Raw genomic sequence first — 16,598 nt, 5'->3', positions numbered from 1 at the left:
TTTCAAAATCACGTTGTAACAAGTGCCAGCAAAACCGATTCAAGTAGACCGATTTTCCCCGTGACCTCGGGTGAGTTATGTTTTTGTGTTGCTGGCTTTCGGTTTTGGACGTAACAACGCCGCAATAAGCATCGATTGAGAGGGAATTCGCGGGAAAGCCAATTGCTCGGGCTTTTGGTCGAAACCACGCCGCCGTCTTTAATTTCAAATTCATCGCCAAATAACACCAACGAGTGTCTGGTGAAGAATATAAAGCTGCCGCGTCCCGGCCAGTCCGGCTGAATGACTTGTTGGGGACTGAGTATTCAAACATCCTCATGAGCCAATACTGTGGAAAATTAGTGAAAAAACCATATCAACCAACCACATGGGATGGCCTAGCAACCCAGGCAATGAGCCAGAAATTATCATGAGCCCAAAGAAAAAGAAGAAAGGCCAAATAAAAAAGGGTGTTGCCATGCCATTGCGATGAAGAATGGGAATACCTTGCTGATGCAAATAGATTGCCTTAGCCGAGAACCAGCATATATAGAAACCGACTGCAGCCAAAACGAAGAGCACCGTGTTAAATGCACTCATGAAGAATTAACCCTAACTATTAAGTTACAGAAGCTCAGCGCGCTTCACGTTTGAAATGAATTAAATTTACTATGTCTGCAATGGTGTGGGTGGATTCTGCTTCATCATTCGAAATGACAATATCAAAAAGCTTTTCAAATTCCACTACGATTGCTACATCCGCCATGTCATCATAAGCCCAAAAGAATTCGAGGATTTTTGAGAAGTCATCATCAGGTCTAATGCGCGACATATCTGCATTAAGTTGCTCTTCAAGCGTTTTTACTACCCCAGCAACTATTGAAAACGGGATGCCCTTATCTTGAAAGTAGCGCGAATAGAACTGTTCGATTGTTAGTGATTCTCTTCCTGAAAATGCCTTCTCAATTTGCTTATTTCTTCGGCTAGTCTCAGCTCCTACCCAGAAAAATAGCAAAACAACAACAAAAACGACCAGGAGCATTGCTTTCATTGGCTATTGCCTAATGGAAAATTTGCATATAATTAATTGCAACTCAGATTGCTGGCCTAATCAAAACCAAAATCTGCTCACGGAATTTATCACCAAACCTAATTCATTTGATATTCGTTTATTGTCGTCTTGAGCTACTACACCCGATTCAAAGCGGGAGTTCAGTACTTTATATTCGGAGCAAGGGTGCGAAAAATATCTTATTTTGAGTTAAATAGCCTTTTGCTAATGCATTTTTGAACGACCTCACGGTACCAGTTCAGTTCAAAAGAGTTAGGTAATGTATCCCCGCTTTCCAATAAAGGGCAAGCCATCTCAGCGTTAAAACGTTCAATGGCTACTGTTTCATTCGGGGCGTATATCAGATAGCCAACAACTTCAAAACCTTGAGTCAGTAATTGCGCTCTACTGGCAATAAATTGAGCATTATCGACGCACAAGTGACATATCTCATCCTGACCTTCGACTGTTCTTTTAAAAAACTGATATTTCGACATTTCGATATCCCATAGCATTGGAAACTCTGTTTATTGCGTGATGCGTACCAGTAGTGGCGATTACAAAATTACGCCACCAGCCGTTTTGCAATTGTCCGTTGCTGGCCGACTACCGCCTGTTTTCGACCCAAAGCGAAATGTTTTGTAGGTTGGTGCTGAGCTTGCGAAGCCCAACAATCGCGGTGAACGTTGGGCTGCATTTCATTTAGCCCAACCGTGCTACGATTGACGCCGAATTAGCCGTAAATTAAATTTCATGACCGTAACGCGATTGCAGCAACGCTGCCATGATAATCGCCAAGGTACAAGGTAGTAGTGCGATGATTGCTGGTGACAAACTAGGGAAAGCCGAGGCTAGTGGCACCGAAATCATCAGACCTTGAACTACACCGAGGATGCCACCCATCAAGCCAAGGGCAATAGCGATATTGCGGCACATTTGTCCGCGGCGATGTCGGATAATAAAGCGGTCAATACCGCTAGACTCATGCCAAGTATTGTTTGAATTAAGGCGTAGTCCAATTGAATTCCTCTTCGAAGGCAGTGATGTAGCAATTTACTCGGCCTTGTTGCTCGCCAGCATGAAAGCCTGTGTCTGAAAAGACTTTAACGCCAATTGGAAGGTCGGTTTCTGGCCGACTACCGCCGGTTTTCGACCCATTGCAGAAACCCAGTCTTCGGCACGATGAGTGGCTGGTAATGGATGGGCCAGTCCGATTGATTGCAATCAATGGCAACTGCCAACTCACTTCAGAATAACATCATGACTCTCAGAATATGAATACAAAGCAGTTGCATCTTGGACTGTTCTGTTGAATTTGCTTGTTAGTTATTTTTAATTTCACACCAAGGTGTTAATTTATTTTTTTTAAAGCTGTATTTGTAATATGAGGCCATAGATAAACCAAAAAAAGCGCCGGCAAGTGTGGCCGCTGATAGCATTTTAGTCGCCGGCATATTTTGTTGGCCCCATACAATGAAATACATAAACAGCCCCCAGAAAACACCAAAATAAATTCCAGCTGAAAGCGCATTATTTAAAAAAGAGTTGTAATGAGGAAATGGAACTTTAAATCCTAGTTTCCGAGCCAACTTTAAAATTGGTGGATTGTAGTTTGATTTCCAAATGCCAGCGTTTTCAAGCTCTTTAATTGCGTAATTACATTTATCTTCAAAGGTCATCATTGATTCATTTTTCCATGTAATAGTTACGACACTATCTTTTCTCAACTATTGACTTAGAGTCATTCATTGAAGACGATTGTCTGCTCCGCCGACTGCCGTCCGTCAAAGCACAAAAATAATGCGCTTGCTAAGCGTCTGCATCTATTGACTCTAGACGAACCTCGGTTTTAATCGAGTTTGCGATAAAACAGGCTTCGTGTGCATGGTGGTACATTTTATTAATGTTTAGACTGAGATAATACGTTTATTTTACTAAGCATAAAAGCTTCATGGCAGTAGGTGTTGGTTTTGCAGTTTTACTTCAATTAATACTTAAAATCGATATAGTTATCGTAAATCGAGTCGGCACGCTGATTGCAACTAGTCCAATCACGTAAAGTTGGTTGGTTTATCTTTGAATCTCATACCCGTTTAATCGTTCCGCGCCCACACCCCAGCAAATCTTGAATAACACTGCACGATTTTCCCTGCTAGCAGGCCAGTAATTTTGCGGTGAGCTCAGCTTCTTTCGGGCGGCCAGCATAAAGGCATGCGCCTTGGCTTTAGAATGCCATCGGCTTGACAACGACGACGGTCGTCGTCTTTGCGGGCAATGGCGGCGAGCATATCGATCGCGATAATTCGCATACTTTTGTCGCAAATCATGCGCCGCAGCGTGAGCCACGCTGAGTTTTTCATCCGAAAGAGGCGGTCGACTTGCTCAACCGTGGGGTTAAATGGGGAGACAGAACCGGCAGACGACAAAAAAGCCCTGAACAATCAGGGCTTTAGCTTTAATCTGTGGCGGAGAGAGGGGGATTCGAACCCCCGACAGGGATTAACCTGTGGCCGCTTTCCAGGCGACTAACTTAAACCACTCATACATCTCTCCGCAAGAGAGGCCGAATCATACCGAAGCCACCCCTTAAAGGCAAGCGCGGCGCGGGATTAATTCAAATCCAGTGCGCCCTAGCCTATTTCAGATCAAACCTCTGCGACTGGGATTTTACCAATTTTGGCTTGCCACTCTTTTGGCGCAGTTGCGTGTACCGACGTGCCATTCGAATCCACGGCGACGGTAACAGGCATATCGACCACGTCAAACTCGTAAATGCCTTCCATGCCCAAATCGGCAAAACCGACTACGCGGCTGGCTTTGATCGCTTTCGACACTAAGTAAGCAGCGCCGCCAACGGCCATCAAATACACTGATTGGTGTTTTTTGATCGCATCAATCCCAGCTGGGCCGCGCTCTGCTTTACCGATCATGCCCAGCAAGCCGGTTTCTGCCAGCACTTGCTCGGTAAATTTATCCATTCGCGTCGCGGTGGTTGGGCCAGCAGGTCCGATAATTTCGTCACGTACAGCATCAACTGGGCCAACGTAATAAATAAAGCGCCCAGCAAAATCCACTGGCAGCTTCTCGCCCTTATTGAGCATATCCACCATGCGCTTATGCGCTGCATCACGCCCAGTCAGCATTTTGCCGTTAAGTAGCAGCGTTTGGCCGGGTTTCCAGGTTGCAACTTCTTCACGCGTTACCGAATTCAAATCCACGCGGGTGGCGGCGCTAGATGGCGTCCACGTTACATCGGGCCAGTCTTCCAATTTAGGCACTTCCAATACCGCAGGGCCTGAGCCATCGAGCGTAAAGTGCACATGGCGCGTTGCCGCGCAGTTAGGAATCATCGCCACCGGCAAGCTAGCGGCATGCGTTGGGTAGTCTTTGATCTTCACATCAAGTACCGTCGCCAAACCACCCAAGCCTTGCGCGCCAATACCTAGTGCGTTGACTTTCTCATACAGCTCGACACGCAGTTCTTCAACGCGATTTTGCGGGCCACGGGCGATTAATTCGTGAATGTCGATTTCTTCCATCAACGCTTCTTTGGCCATCACCATGGCTTTTTCGGCCGTACCGCCAATACCAATCCCCAGCATGCCGGGTGGACACCAGCCTGCGCCCATCAAAGGTACGGTTTTCAGCACCCAATCGACGATGGAGTCTGAAGGATTGAGCATGACAAATTTAGTTTTGTTTTCCGAGCCGCCGCCCTTGGCTGCGATATCAATTTCCACCGTACAGCCCGGTACGATTTCATAGTGAATCACCGCTGGCGTATTGTCCTTGGTGTTTTTACGTAAGCCTGCAGGATCCATCAAAATCGAAGCGCGCAATTTATTGTCGGGGTGCATGTAAGCACGGCGCACGCCTTCGTTAATCATATCCGTCACGCCCATCGTCGCGCCTTCCCACTGCACGTCCATCCCAACACGAACGAACACAGTGACAATGCCGGTATCTTGGCAAATCGGGCGATGGCCTTCGGCACACATGCGGCTATTGGTTAGGATTTGCGCGATGGCATCTTTAGCAGCAGGGCTCTCTTCTAATTCATAAGCCCGACCTAAAGCTTGGATATAATCCTTAGGGTGGTAATAGCTAATGTATTGCAAGCTATCGGCAATGCTGGTGATGAGATCGTCTTGGCGAATCTTACTCATTATATGCTCCGTAGGGTCCAGTTTTACGCCCAAATTGTAGCGTATCCTGCGGCACTACCGATCATCGATCGGCTAGATATTTCACCTACATCGTTAAATTTAATTTTTAGAGCTCAAGATGCCAACGATCGCCCACTACCTTGCGCAACAACCGGTGTTTAATCCTGCGGGATTACTGCCTTTTTATTTCGGTAGCAATCAGCTTGGCTGGGTTGGGCCGGAAATCGCATCGATATTATGTAGTCAGACTCAAGACTGGAAAATAAACCAGCAAACACTCTATCTTGACAGCCCGCAGCCCGCACAAGCCATGCACAAGGCCGCCAAGCTCTTGCAGCAGCAAGGCTTAATTCAAGGATGGCGGAATGAACAATACGGGGTATACGCCCCGAGTTTGATTGCGGCTAACGATTTTACTCAGCCTGTATTGGCATTAGAGCGCGCCGCCTTTCGCCGATTTGGCCTACTCAGCCGCGCAGTGCACATCAATGGTTACTACCCTGATGGCAGCCTATGCATTGCACGGCGTGCAAAAACCAAGAGTATTGACCCCGACCGATTAGACAATGTAGCCGCTGGCGGCATACCCCTTGGTGAAGACCCTAAAGATTGTGCAATCCGTGAATTATTTGAAGAAGCGGGCTTGAATGCCCAATTCAGCACCGCGCTGGTGTTGCAAGAAACCATCCTCATGCAACGCAATGAAATTGATGGCACTCACCGCGAGCTATTGTATTGCTTTGATTTGGCGTTGCCAGCAGATTTTATACCGCACAACCAAGATGGCGAAGTCGCCGCTTTTTATCGTATTTCACCAGAACAAGCGATCAACGATCTTAGCCAAATGACTTGGGATGCTGGCATCGTCACCGCCCACTTCTTACTGCGCCAAGGCGTTTAAAAGTTTGACATACTCGGCGGCGTTAACTCAGCAGGCAAGTGTGATGCTTTATCCAACCACGCCACCAAAGCGGCGCTACTCATGGGCTCGGCGATTAAATAGCCTTGCACTTCATCGCAGCCCATCACCGCCAGCGCCTGCCAGATCGCAATGGTTTCCACCCCTTCGGCAACGACTTTTAGACCCAATATGTGGCCGATTTCAATCATGGAGCGAACGATAGACACACTCTCAAACGTGCTATTCATCGACATCACAAACACTTGGTCAATCTTTAATTCATTCACCGGCATTTTGGCCAAATAGGCAAAGGACGAATATCCGGTACCAAAATCATCAATCGATAGCCGCACGCCAAGGCAGCGTAGGCGAGCGAGATTTTGCAGCATCACATCGGGCTTATGCATGACGCCAGTTTCGGTGATTTCTAGGCAAAGATTAGCCGCGTCTCCCGCCTTAAGCAGTTGCGCTTCAACAAAATCGACAAATTGCACATCCTCGACATCACTCACCCCCACATTCACTGAAATCAGTAAGCGCAGTCCGGTTTGCTGCCAAGCGACTTGCTGACGCAATACTTCGTGCAGCACCCATTCAGTAATGCCGCGTAGTTTCCCGGTTTTTTCCGCAAATGGAATAAACAACCCTGGAGAAATCCAACCACGATTCGGATGCTGCCAACGCACCAATGCTTCAGCGGCATTGACCTGCCCAGTGGCCACATTAATTTTGGGTTGGTAATACACCACTAAATGATTCTCTTGCAAGGCTTCTCGTAAATCACCCAACAGCGTAAATTGATTTAAACGATTTTCTTCTCGCGAAGGGTCATATAAAACACTGCCTTCTCGATTCAATTTGGCAAAGAACATCGCCACTTCAGCATGACGCAACAAGCCTTCTGCGGTATTAGCATGCTGTGGAAAGATGGCAATCCCCGATCGGATCGCAATATGAATTTTTTGCTCGCCCAATAACAGCGACGCCGATAGGGCTTCTTCGATTTGCCGCATTTGCAGCTGAACTTGCGATTCATTCTCCGCCGATAGCAATAAGGCAAACACATTGCCCGACACTCGCCCGACCAACCGAACGGGGTTAGCTTGCAGCAAAGAAAATCGGTCGGCGATAATGCATAAAGCACGGTCACCCGCTTCAAAACCAAATGCATCATTGACATAACGAAAGTCAGCCAAATCAATCATCGCCACTGCAAGCCACAATGGGTTTTTACTGAGCACCACAGTTAAGGCTTCAGCAAACTTCACGCGATTGGGCAAGCCAGTTAATCGATCAGTAAATGCTAACTGGCGTAATAAATGCTCGCGCGCTGAAATCGCATCGCCCATGGCATTAAATGCCGAAGCCAAGCTACCTAATTCATCATGCCGATGAATTGGCATGCGGACATCAAATTCACCTGCGGCAAAACGGCGCACCGCCAAAGAAAATCGCCGCAATGGTGCGGTCATTTTATTTGCCAAAATAGATGCCACACCGGCACCCATTAAAAACAGCACTAAACAACACAAAGCAGCCTGAACTTTAAGCTGATTTTGCTGCGCCATGACCGATTGCATCGAGATATCTGCAGCTAAAACATAAAACCCGCCACCCTTGCGAGGTAGCGCCATGGCGGTTGAGCGAAAAACGCCATATTCATCCCTCACCTCACCAAAATAAGTTTTACCACTATCTAGCGCGACCTTAAATCGCAACTCTTGATCGGTATAGGACTGCAAAAAATGTCCATAACGCCCGGCTTTGACTTCGGCCGGACTGGCGCTGTCTGCTAGATAACGCACCTGACCTTGCTCCATCGCTAAGACGTATAAATAACGCACGCCAACTTGCTCGGCATAGCGATTTAACTGCAGTACATTGCGTTCATAATCGGCACTAGAAATCGTTCGACCGCTAAGAGCGCGATCCAGATAATCTTCGGGCAAGACAAAAGGGATAGCTCGCGCTGCAGTCAATAAACGACCATCCAGCTCGGCAATTAAGGCTGTATTTAAAAACACATACAGCGCCGCAGACAAAGCCATAGAAATTAACAAATTTAGCAACAGCAAAACCAATAGAACCTTGGTTCTTGCCCCCCTAAATTGATTAATCAGTCTTGTGCGAAAGTCCAAAATGGCGCCTCAAACTCAATTTACATTCATCGAGTTTAATTAATAGACCGATTTGCTGCAGCGCGCAAAGAAAGTTATGCGAAATCTATCCAATCAACCACTTTCTTCTAGCTTTCGATTTATCAAGGTTTTCCACTGGGTTTGGCTGTAAACCAATGGTATCCAAAGCCGCCCATTGTGGCGTTACTTGGCAGCTAAACAGCACATCACGGCGAAACGCATGCACTGCAAGCGAGCGCACCGGCAACTCGGCGCCTTGCGCCGCAGTCGCTAGCATGGCGTCAAGTTGACTGGTAGTCACTCGCAAGCCATCAATCGCCACCAACACGTCTCCTGCGGCCAAGCCCGCTTGTTCTGCGGCACCCGCTGTCATCACATTGAGCAACTTCACGCCCATGGCATCACTTGCGCTCTTCACACCCAAACTCAACTTGGGCGCGGCTGCTTGTGCTACCCAGCCACCTCGATCTTGCGCCGAATCGGCGGCCCTTTGTTGCCATACGATATCTAAATCGGCGAGCAAATCTTGCAGTGGCAGCGGCGCAGTTGAACGTAAGCCTAATTCAAATAAATCGGACAAATCAACGCCCGTCACCCGTTGGGCCAAAGCTTCCCACTCGGTTTCGGCAATTCCTCGTCCTGTGGCCTCGAAAGTCGAGCCATACTCTTTCCACAATGCACGCATCACATCATCCAACGATTTTTGCTGCTGGGTGGCTTGGCGTATCGTTAAATCCAAACACAATGCAAATAGCGCACCTTTGGTGTAATAGCTCACCAGCGCATTGGGGCTATTTTCATCTTGTCGATAATACTTAATCCAGGTATCAAAGCTGGCGTCTTCTAGATTCTGCACTAGACGGCCATACCCCCGCTCTACACTGGTTATGGTTTGTGACAATAAATCCAAATAGGCCTGCTCCGTAATCAGCCCCGCGCGCAGCAAACATAAATCATCGTAATACGATGTAATGCCCTCAAACGCCCACAACAGCCGCGAATAATTCTCTTGGCTTAAATCATACGGCGCATACGCCGCGGGCTTAATGCGCTTCACATTCCAGCTATGAAAATATTCATGGCTGCACAAACCCAAAAATTGACGATAGCCCGATTTCACTTCAGCTTCATACGCACGAGGCAAGTCACTGCGATTGCAAATTAAAGCCGTCGATGCGCGATGCTCTAAGCCGCCGTAGCCCTCGCCCACCGCCAGAGTCAGAAACAAATAATCTTTAAATGGCGCCGGTGTGCCAAAAAATTGAATTTGATACTCACAGATTTTTTGTAAGTCCTGCGCCAACCGCGGCAAATCAGCTTGATGCCGACCGGCAATCACGATGCGATGCGGCACGCCAGCAGCCATAAACTCAATTTGAGAAAAATCACTCATTTCAACCGGATGATCGATTAAATCATCATAGTTTTGCGCCAGATACTGACCAAAACCAGCGGCATCGACCTGCTGCACTGGCAGGCTGGTGGCTACTTTCCAAGTATCGTTCTGGCTCGGAACAATAGTTAAACCGCAAGGTTGATCTTCTTGACCGGCCACCGCCAAGAAAACGCTGGTGCCATTAAAAAAGCCCCGCTCATGATCCAAATACGCACCGCGCACCGATAAATCAAAGGCATATACCTGATACCTTACCCGCAACGGCGCTGCGACTGCTGCCGCTTGCCAGCTCGATTTGTCTAACTTCGTTAGCGGCACGCGCACGCCGGCTGATTCGGCCTCAATACTAACGATATGTTTGGCAAATTCGCGTAGCAAATAACTCCCCGGAATCCAACTTGGCAAATGCACGATCTGCCCTACCGCATCAGGCTGCTCAATCGTCAGCTCAACCGCAAACAAATGCGCGGCAATATGGTGGGGCGTAATTTTGTATTGGATGCTCATGATCAATAGAGTCCTCAAAATGGGTGTTGCGTCATTGATTCAAGTCCGCCATCCGGCAGGACCCGCACTCACCGATCGATGCACAGGCCGCCTAGCCGCGATTTCTTGAAAAAACCTTCGCAAAAAAAATGATCGCCAAGTGTTACCTAGCGATCAATCACTTTAAATCTGTTGATGGGCTGATTCGATCATGTCGCCGCGCCAGCCCTAGCCGTGATTACTCTCGACGCCAGCCAGTACCTTGCGCCGTATCTTCCAGCACAATCCCGGCTGCGGCCAATTCATCCCGAATTCGATCGGACTCAGCCCAGTTTTTTGCCGCCCGCGCCGCTTTGCGCGCAGCGATTGCCGCTTCGATTTGCTCAGCTTGCCAAGCGTTATCACGACTACCCGCTTGCAAATACGCCTCTGGATCGCGCTGCAATAAACCCAGTACATTGGCCAAGGCTTTTAATAGACTCGCCGCAGCAATACCTTGCTCAGTGACGCCGTGTTTATTGGCTTGCAAGGCCAATTCAAACAACACTGCCACCGCTTCGGTGGTGGCAAAATCATCATCCATCGCCGCTTTAAAGCGCGCCGCCATCGGGAGTGACCAATCGATGGCCACGGTTTGAGCAGGAATCGACTTTAACGTGGTGTATAACCGCGTTAAGGCATTTTTAGCATCGTCCAAATGCGCGTCGCTGTAATTGAGTGGGCTGCGATAATGCGCGCGCAAAATAAAGAAGCGCAAAACTTCCGCATCGTACTGCGCTAAAACGTCACGAATAATGAAAAAATTACCGAGGCTTTTCGACATTTTTTCATTATCAACATTGATAAAGCCATTATGCAGCCAGTAATTCACATACGGATGGCCGTGCGCGCCCTCCGATTGGGCGATTTCATTTTCATGATGCGGAAACTGTAAATCCTCACCACCACCATGAATATCAAACTGCTCGCCCAAATGGTGGCAACTCATTGCTGAGCATTCAATATGCCAGCCGGGACGACCGCTACCCCACGGTGAAGCCCACTTCACTTCGTTAGGCTCTTCAGCTTTAGCGCTTTTCCACAACACAAAATCCGCCGGATCTTGCTTGTTTTCGTCAATATCAACGCGTTCACCGGCACGCTGATCATCTAAATTTTTACGCGATAATTTGCCGTAACCTTGGAATTTACGCACCGAATAATACACATCGCCATTAGGGGCCGAATACGCTAAACCACGATCAAACAACTGCCCAATAATCGACTGCATGCCATGAATATGCTCAGTAGCACGTGGCTCATGATCTGGGCGAATAATGCCCAGCGCAGCAAAATCTTCATTCATTGCGGCAATAAAGCGCTCGGTAAGCGAATGAATCGACTCGCCATTTTCAGCGGCACGGCGAATGATTTTGTCATCAATATCAGTGATATTACGCACATAATTCACTTGGTAACCCGACTCGCGAAACCAACGCGTGATGACGTCAAACACCACCACCATCCGCGCATGGCCAATATGGCAATAATCGTAAACCGTCATGCCGCAAACATACATGTTCACAATGCCGGGCGTCATCGGTTTAAATTCCTGCTTCTCGCGGGCCAAGGTATTGTACAAAGTGATCATAAAGGGCTCGTAATTGGATTTAGTCCGTCATTCTACCAAAGCTACCGAGTACGCCCAACGCTGTTTACTGAAAAATTCAAACCTTGCTTTGGCTTTCACGCGGCTTCTTTAACGCTCAACTCAGCGATATAGCCCACACCAAACCCAACCATGCCAATTGACTTGGTATTTTTGCTCAAATAACGCGCTGTTATTCAAGGTATTTTCTGCCACCGTAGCCCGAAACACCGAGCAGCAGCCGAACGAGTCCGTAACACGTCCATACCACAGCGCGGCGTAAATAACTGGCTTGATGCACATGCTCGGGCAAAATCAGCACCGCATCACGCTGCAAGCGGCATTGCAAATCAGATCGCAGCTGCTGCGCAAAAGACGCATCTTCAATCACAAGATTCGCCTCGCGCGCCAGCAACAAACTAAATGGATCAATATTGCTTGAGCCAACGGTGGCCCAAGCGTGATCAATCACCGCCACTTTGGCGTGCATAAAGCCGCTTTTATATTGATAAATTTCAACGCCGGCGTGCAATAAATCACGGTAATACGCCCAGCTGGCGTATTGCAGCAAGGCATGATCGCGCTCGTCTTGTAGTAGCAATACCACCTTCACCCCGCGCTTGGCAGCGCGCATTAAAGCTTGGCGTAAACGCAGACCGGGCAAAAAATACGCATTGGCAATCATGATTTCGGATTGCGCCGCTTCAATCGCTTGCAAATAGGCTTTTTCGATCGCATGTCGATTGCGCGCATTATCTCGCACCACCAGGCGCGCTTTAGCGTCCCCGACTACCGCTGGTAATGGCCATTGCCTGCGCGCAAAAATCGATTTTTTAAATTGCATCCATGCGGTGTACTGCCACTCACGCAGCAAGGCCTGCTCAATATCCAGCACCACCGGCCCTTTAACGGCAACGGCATAATCATAGCGCGGCGCCATGCCGGGACCATCATCATCGCTGATGATATTGATCCCGCCGATAAACGCCAGCTGGCCATCAATACAAGATAATTTACGATGCAAACGCCGCAAACGTGAGCGCTTAAGCGCGAAACGGCTCACCTCGGGACGGAAAAACAATACTTGCACCCCGGCGTCCTGCATCTCTTGGCGCAGCGTTGCCGGAAAAGCATAGGCACCAAAGCCATCCAGTAATAAGCCGACTCGAACGCCGCGCTTAGCGGCGGCCATCAAGGCGTGAGCAACTGCAAGACCGATGTCATCGGTCGCAAAAATATACGTTTCAAGGCGAATTTCAAACTGCGCGGCGTCAATCGCCGACAGCAGCGCAGGGAAAAACTCTAAGCCATCACGCAATAAAGTCAGCTGATGTCCGTCCAAGTATTGCGTCATGCCTTTTGAGCACCTGCCAAAGATAATGTAGCCAATAAAGGCGCGTGGTCCGACAAACTGCGCCAAGGCGCGCCTTGCAACACCTCGGCCGATTCAATGGTAAAACCACGGGTATAAATACGATCTAATGAAAAAAACGGCATTCTGGCAGGAAAACTACGCGCATGCGCGCCGTGCAAAGACTGAAAAACTTCATCCATGCCCAATTCAGATTGCAACACTTCGCTGACTTCACCGCGCCAATCGTTAAAATCCCCCGCCAGCACCAGCGGCGCATCTGCAGGCACTTGCTCAGCAATGGCACGAATCATCAGTTGCAATTGCTTACGCCGATCCGAGGCGCGTAAATTCAAATGCACACAAAAAGCATGCAAAGACTGTGTCCAATGCGGTAAATCCAGCTGACAATACAATAAACCGCGTTGCTCAAACCGGTGCAAAGTTAAGTCGTGATTACTGCGATGCAAAATTGGAAACCGCGACAACAAAGCATTACCGTGATGCCCAAGTAAATAATGGGCATTACTACCGTAAGCAGAAAACAGCGCATCGCCAGCCAAATACACATGCTGTGCATCCCGCGGCCAAGTATGGATTTTCTTAGCTAAATCATGGTGCAGGCCCTGTACTTCCTGCAAAAAAACAATATCTGGATCGAGTGCTTTTAAGGCGTGACGCACGCCATGCAGTACAAAATTCTGGTTGAGCGGTGACATGCCTTTGTGAATATTGTATGTAGCAATACGCAGTGTATTTTTTATATTTTTCAAGCACTTACCTATGTTTTTAGGGTGATTTTTACAGACTAAAACCATCAAAAGCGGCCTAATAAAATCAAAGACTTAGCAGTCGATTTAGGATGATTTTAGCCTATATTATCCACCAACCCACCATCACTATTTTTGGTATATATCCAATATCCCCCGCCAAAACTGATGCCAATCACTCGCGCATTGGATCAGCTCTTCGAGGTCTTTTAGTTCGCCTTTTAGATCAAGAGCAATCAATTCGCCCAGGCGAATATCGAGCGCTTCAGCTTCGGTTTCTGACATCGCTATGCCGCTTGTGCGTCTGGCACGCTCACCCAGTCGGTAACGATTTCGCCTTGGTTGTCGTCAACGTTGACTGCGAATGGGAATGTAATGCCGTGTTTTGGGTGCGTCAGCCACAAAGCTTGCCGCGCACGCTCAAAGCCGAAGTTATTCGCGAAGGCGTATTCATCGTAACCTTTGAGCGAACCATTCACGATCACGCGCTGGTGGTGGATATATTGATGCCAGTGACCGAGCAGCATCACGTCGTAGCTCATATCGATTTGTCCGTTACGGCCGCGCTTTTTATGATCGCCGCGCAAGATTGGCCCGAGTGCGCCGATCATGCCGTCGCCGCCACGAAATTGATCGCCGTGCGTCAGCAGGTAACGGGTACCAAATACGCGGTAATACGCATCGGGGCCGTCAGGGATCAGGAACGTCACGCGGCTATCGTTCTCGAATAGCTTGCTGAGCATCACATACGTCAGCCAGTCAAAGCTGGTGAAGTTGCGCCCTTTGGCGCGAATTTTATGCGTATTGCGCCCATGGTTGCCGGACACACACGGCACAAAGACCGCGCCGAATTCATCGGCTAGCGTTTTAATGCACCAGGCTAAAATCTCTAGCAGATCGATGACCGTCGGCATGATTTCGCATTGATTGGTTGCCATTAATTCATCATGTATATCGCCAGAGACCATATCACCACCGAGCGCGAAGACAATACCCTGATGACAAGGCCGCGTGAACTCGTTACGCAGCAGGCCAATGGTTTTATCGATCAGCGCTTTAGCGCGGCGATGGGCGATCTCGAGGTTGTATTCGTTGCAGCCGTTAATCTGGCGGGGATCAACGACTTCTGCCCAGTGCCAATCACTCGCGAATAGCGTCGGCACACCCAAAGAGCCTTCTTCTTGCGGCGCATTCACTAGCCAGTTCGGCGGCTCGATACTGGTTTCAGCCAGCTTGACGATTTGCCGCTTGATAAAATCGGCGTCGAGCGTTTCGGTCTGCATGGCTTTGATTTGGGCGCGCAGCGTGCGCACTTCCGCATCAACCGTCGCACCCGGCACAATCGGTGCAGCCGGCGCAACCGGTGCTATTGGATCATTCACCGCTTCAAGCTTTTTTTGTGGCGCCACACGCGGTCGATCAATTAAAGCCTTGGGGTCAACGGCGCGAATGCGTAAACGAATCGCTTCCAGCGCCTGACGTGATACACCCAACGCTGTGGCCACATCGCCGATTAAGGGGTACTTTTCGAGATTATTCCAAAACGTAATCGCGCGAGTTTGCGCGGCGGTGAGCTTTTGAGTCATATCAAACCCTTTGTCTAATTACAGCGGCGCAGTAATACACGCCACCTTTATGTAAAATAAAACCGTAACTTGTACGGTTAATTGCCAGATTGCGGCTCTGTTTGACTTGACCACCAACTTTGCCAGCCGATTATCTCGTTTCGCCATTGCTGACAAGTTTCGTAGTTTCTGGCGATGACGCCGAGGGCGTCAGCTTTTCCAACTGGCTCGGATAATTCATTAGGTGCGCTGGCGGCGATGTCGGGACGTGCAGCAAGGTCGTGGATGCGCACCCACTCAGCATCCAAACGCTGATCGCACACACCACTAGCCATTGTTTTACTCGAATCGGCCGCATTTTTAGATTGCGCATATTTCACCACCTCTTTAGTGATTGTTTTGTAAATGACTCGCGTTTGCTCGATAGCGCTGGCGTTGGCCACCGCCGCTTTAGTTGCTGACGCCTGTTTTTTGTCCGTCTTGATTGCTACCTTTGTTACGGTTTTTAGCTCTGCCGCATCTTTACTGTTAGCCGATAGCACCCAACCCAGTCGCAAACCACCGGCAAAGAAAAACAGCAGCAATAGCCCTAGGGCTAGAAGTCGGTATTTTTCAGGAATTAAATTGAACATTCGTTCGATACCTTTTTGTGCAACACAGTGCAAAGCCCAGAAACCCAAGCTTTTTGGCTTGGATTTACTGGGCTTACCCACCGCTGCTGTGGATTATTTAGCAGTCCGCCATTCTTTACGCTCATAATGCGGGTAATCAGGCGTTTGCCAGCGCCCACCCCATACCAGACCATAGCGCTCACCAATTGGCCCGAGCCGCAGGTAAAAGCCCAACTCACGCGCGGTGTTGCCTTGCAAGTATTTGCCGTTTTCAAACACGCCCACATCGAGCGCCTCAGCATCACCATCGGGCGTGTCGGGTAAATCGGTGTTATGCGCGCTTTGCGTCACCCACGTCACCTTTGGCCCAGGCTTAGTTCTGCCCTGTGCGTACAAAGCGTTTTGCTCAGACTGTGGCCGCCAAGTGCAAGTCAAACGTACCTCGAGCGCTGGATTTTGCTGCTGCAAAGTGGCATTGGCTTCAGCCACAAATTTCGCTGCCAGCGTGCGAATACTTGCGTGTAAATCTTTAAGTTCACGACTAGACATGATTTTTC

16 protein-coding genes and 1 tRNA gene are annotated in these 16,598 nt (G+C 48.8%); 1 reads left to right on the top strand and 16 read right to left on the bottom strand.

The genetic code is table 11. The features are described 5' to 3' along the window. Positions 1-315: 315 nt before the first annotated feature. The 7 genes from HQN60_RS12755 to HQN60_RS12725 all read right to left on the bottom strand — a co-directional run bounded on the left by HQN60_RS12755 (position 316) and on the right by HQN60_RS12725 (position 5,196). On the bottom strand, positions 316-579 hold the full coding sequence (locus tag HQN60_RS12755) for a hypothetical protein (protein WP_173534008.1): 264 nt from the start codon (positions 577-579) through the stop codon (positions 316-318). A gap of 34 nt (positions 580-613) precedes the next feature. Further along, positions 614-1,030 carry an acyl carrier protein gene (locus tag HQN60_RS12750; RefSeq protein WP_173534007.1) on the bottom strand — a complete coding sequence of 139 codons (417 nt, stop codon included), beginning with the start codon at positions 1,028-1,030 and terminating at the stop codon, positions 614-616. A 200-nt stretch (positions 1,031-1,230) separates the two neighbouring features. Then, entirely contained in the window at positions 1,231-1,527 is a 297-nt protein-coding gene (locus tag HQN60_RS12745; RefSeq protein WP_173534006.1) for a hypothetical protein, read from the bottom strand. A gap of 247 nt (positions 1,528-1,774) precedes the next feature. Beyond that, on the bottom strand, positions 1,775-1,966 hold the full coding sequence (locus HQN60_RS12740) for a hypothetical protein (RefSeq protein ID WP_173534005.1): 192 nt from the start codon (positions 1,964-1,966) through the stop codon (positions 1,775-1,777). A gap of 386 nt (positions 1,967-2,352) precedes the next feature. Beyond that, entirely contained in the window at positions 2,353-2,712 is a 360-nt protein-coding gene (locus HQN60_RS12735) for a DUF6404 family protein (protein WP_173534004.1), read from the bottom strand. 781 nt (positions 2,713-3,493) lie between these two features. After that, positions 3,494-3,583, bottom strand: a tRNA-Ser gene (locus tag HQN60_RS12730). 92 nt (positions 3,584-3,675) lie between these two features. Then, the gene (locus HQN60_RS12725) at positions 3,676-5,196 is read right to left on the bottom strand and encodes a fumarate hydratase (RefSeq protein ID WP_173534003.1); all 1,521 of its coding nucleotides are present in this window, start codon (positions 5,194-5,196) and stop codon (positions 3,676-3,678) included. Between the two features lie 118 nt (positions 5,197-5,314). On the opposite strand from HQN60_RS12725, the gene HQN60_RS12720 reads away from it, so the two are divergent. Beyond that, complete coding sequence (locus HQN60_RS12720; protein WP_173534002.1) at positions 5,315-6,097, top strand: NUDIX hydrolase; 783 nt, start codon at positions 5,315-5,317, stop codon at positions 6,095-6,097. Here HQN60_RS12720 and HQN60_RS12715 read toward each other — a convergent pair. From HQN60_RS12715 to HQN60_RS12675, 9 genes are all read right to left on the bottom strand, one after another. After that, positions 6,094-8,166: a putative bifunctional diguanylate cyclase/phosphodiesterase gene (locus HQN60_RS12715; protein WP_173534001.1), complete on the bottom strand. Its 2,073-nt coding sequence runs from the start codon at positions 8,164-8,166 to the stop codon at positions 6,094-6,096. The two genes, HQN60_RS12720 and HQN60_RS12715, sit on opposite strands and share 4 nt — an antisense overlap. A 154-nt stretch (positions 8,167-8,320) precedes the next feature. Next, entirely contained in the window at positions 8,321-10,138 is a 1,818-nt protein-coding gene (locus HQN60_RS12710; RefSeq protein ID WP_173534000.1) for a M61 family metallopeptidase, read from the bottom strand. A gap of 217 nt (positions 10,139-10,355) precedes the next feature. After that, positions 10,356-11,747, bottom strand: a complete 1,392-nt coding sequence (gene cysS, locus HQN60_RS12705; RefSeq protein ID WP_173533999.1) for a cysteine--tRNA ligase — start codon at positions 11,745-11,747, stop codon at positions 10,356-10,358. A gap of 190 nt (positions 11,748-11,937) precedes the next feature. Continuing rightward, positions 11,938-13,098: a cardiolipin synthase ClsB gene (gene clsB / locus HQN60_RS12700; protein WP_173533998.1), complete on the bottom strand. Its 1,161-nt coding sequence runs from the start codon at positions 13,096-13,098 to the stop codon at positions 11,938-11,940. Continuing rightward, positions 13,095-13,868 carry an endonuclease/exonuclease/phosphatase family protein gene (locus HQN60_RS12695; RefSeq protein WP_254456628.1) on the bottom strand — a complete coding sequence of 258 codons (774 nt, stop codon included), beginning with the start codon at positions 13,866-13,868 and terminating at the stop codon, positions 13,095-13,097. Before HQN60_RS12695 ends, clsB begins: the two co-directional genes overlap by 4 nt. 126 nt (positions 13,869-13,994) lie before the next feature. Further along, positions 13,995-14,150 carry a hypothetical protein gene (locus HQN60_RS12690; protein ID WP_173533996.1) on the bottom strand — a complete coding sequence of 52 codons (156 nt, stop codon included), beginning with the start codon at positions 14,148-14,150 and terminating at the stop codon, positions 13,995-13,997. Between the two features lie 2 nt (positions 14,151-14,152). Beyond that, positions 14,153-15,451, bottom strand: coding sequence for a hypothetical protein (locus tag HQN60_RS12685; protein ID WP_254456627.1), 1,299 nt, complete (start codon positions 15,449-15,451; stop codon positions 14,153-14,155). A 77-nt stretch (positions 15,452-15,528) separates the two neighbouring features. Further along, a complete protein-coding gene (locus tag HQN60_RS12680) occupies positions 15,529-16,062 on the bottom strand; it encodes a hypothetical protein (protein ID WP_173533995.1) in 534 nt (177 codons plus the stop codon). 93 nt (positions 16,063-16,155) lie between these two features. Then, positions 16,156-16,590 (bottom strand): M15 family metallopeptidase, encoded by a 435-nt coding sequence (locus tag HQN60_RS12675; RefSeq protein ID WP_173533994.1) that lies wholly within the window; start codon positions 16,588-16,590, stop codon positions 16,156-16,158. Positions 16,591-16,598 lie beyond the last annotated feature (8 nt).

Source organism: Deefgea piscis (assembly GCF_013284055.1).
Taxonomy (GTDB): Bacteria; Pseudomonadota; Gammaproteobacteria; order Burkholderiales; family Chitinibacteraceae; genus Deefgea; species Deefgea piscis.
The sequence above is the reverse complement of the archived record's forward strand: the minus strand, read 5'-3'. Positions and strand labels throughout refer to the sequence as shown.

What these genes read in the sequence shown, in the direction of transcription:
- HQN60_RS12755 (WP_173534008.1), bottom strand. Translation starts at nt 579, where the DNA reads ATGAGTGCATTTAACACGGTGCTCTTCGTTTTGGCTGCAGTCGGTTTC.
- HQN60_RS12750 (WP_173534007.1), bottom strand. Translation starts at nt 1,030, where the DNA reads ATGAAAGCAATGCTCCTGGTCGTTTTTGTTGTTGTTTTGCTATTTTTC.
- HQN60_RS12745 (WP_173534006.1), bottom strand. Translation starts at nt 1,527, where the DNA reads ATGTCGAAATATCAGTTTTTTAAAAGAACAGTCGAAGGTCAGGATGAG.
- HQN60_RS12740 (WP_173534005.1), bottom strand. Translation starts at nt 1,966, where the DNA reads ATGTGCCGCAATATCGCTATTGCCCTTGGCTTGATGGGTGGCATCCTC.
- HQN60_RS12735 (WP_173534004.1), bottom strand. Translation starts at nt 2,712, where the DNA reads ATGATGACCTTTGAAGATAAATGTAATTACGCAATTAAAGAGCTTGAA.
- HQN60_RS12725 (WP_173534003.1), bottom strand. Translation starts at nt 5,196, where the DNA reads ATGAGTAAGATTCGCCAAGACGATCTCATCACCAGCATTGCCGATAGC.
- HQN60_RS12720 (WP_173534002.1), top strand. Translation starts at nt 5,315, where the DNA reads ATGCCAACGATCGCCCACTACCTTGCGCAACAACCGGTGTTTAATCCT.
- HQN60_RS12710 (WP_173534000.1), bottom strand. Translation starts at nt 10,138, where the DNA reads ATGAGCATCCAATACAAAATTACGCCCCACCATATTGCCGCGCATTTG.
- cysS (WP_173533999.1), bottom strand. Translation starts at nt 11,747, where the DNA reads ATGATCACTTTGTACAATACCTTGGCCCGCGAGAAGCAGGAATTTAAA.
- clsB (WP_173533998.1), bottom strand. Translation starts at nt 13,098, where the DNA reads ATGACGCAATACTTGGACGGACATCAGCTGACTTTATTGCGTGATGGC.
- HQN60_RS12690 (WP_173533996.1), bottom strand. Translation starts at nt 14,150, where the DNA reads ATGTCAGAAACCGAAGCTGAAGCGCTCGATATTCGCCTGGGCGAATTG.
- HQN60_RS12685 (WP_254456627.1), bottom strand. Translation starts at nt 15,451, where the DNA reads ATGACTCAAAAGCTCACCGCCGCGCAAACTCGCGCGATTACGTTTTGG.
- HQN60_RS12680 (WP_173533995.1), bottom strand. Translation starts at nt 16,062, where the DNA reads ATGTTCAATTTAATTCCTGAAAAATACCGACTTCTAGCCCTAGGGCTA.
- HQN60_RS12675 (WP_173533994.1), bottom strand. Translation starts at nt 16,590, where the DNA reads ATGTCTAGTCGTGAACTTAAAGATTTACACGCAAGTATTCGCACGCTG.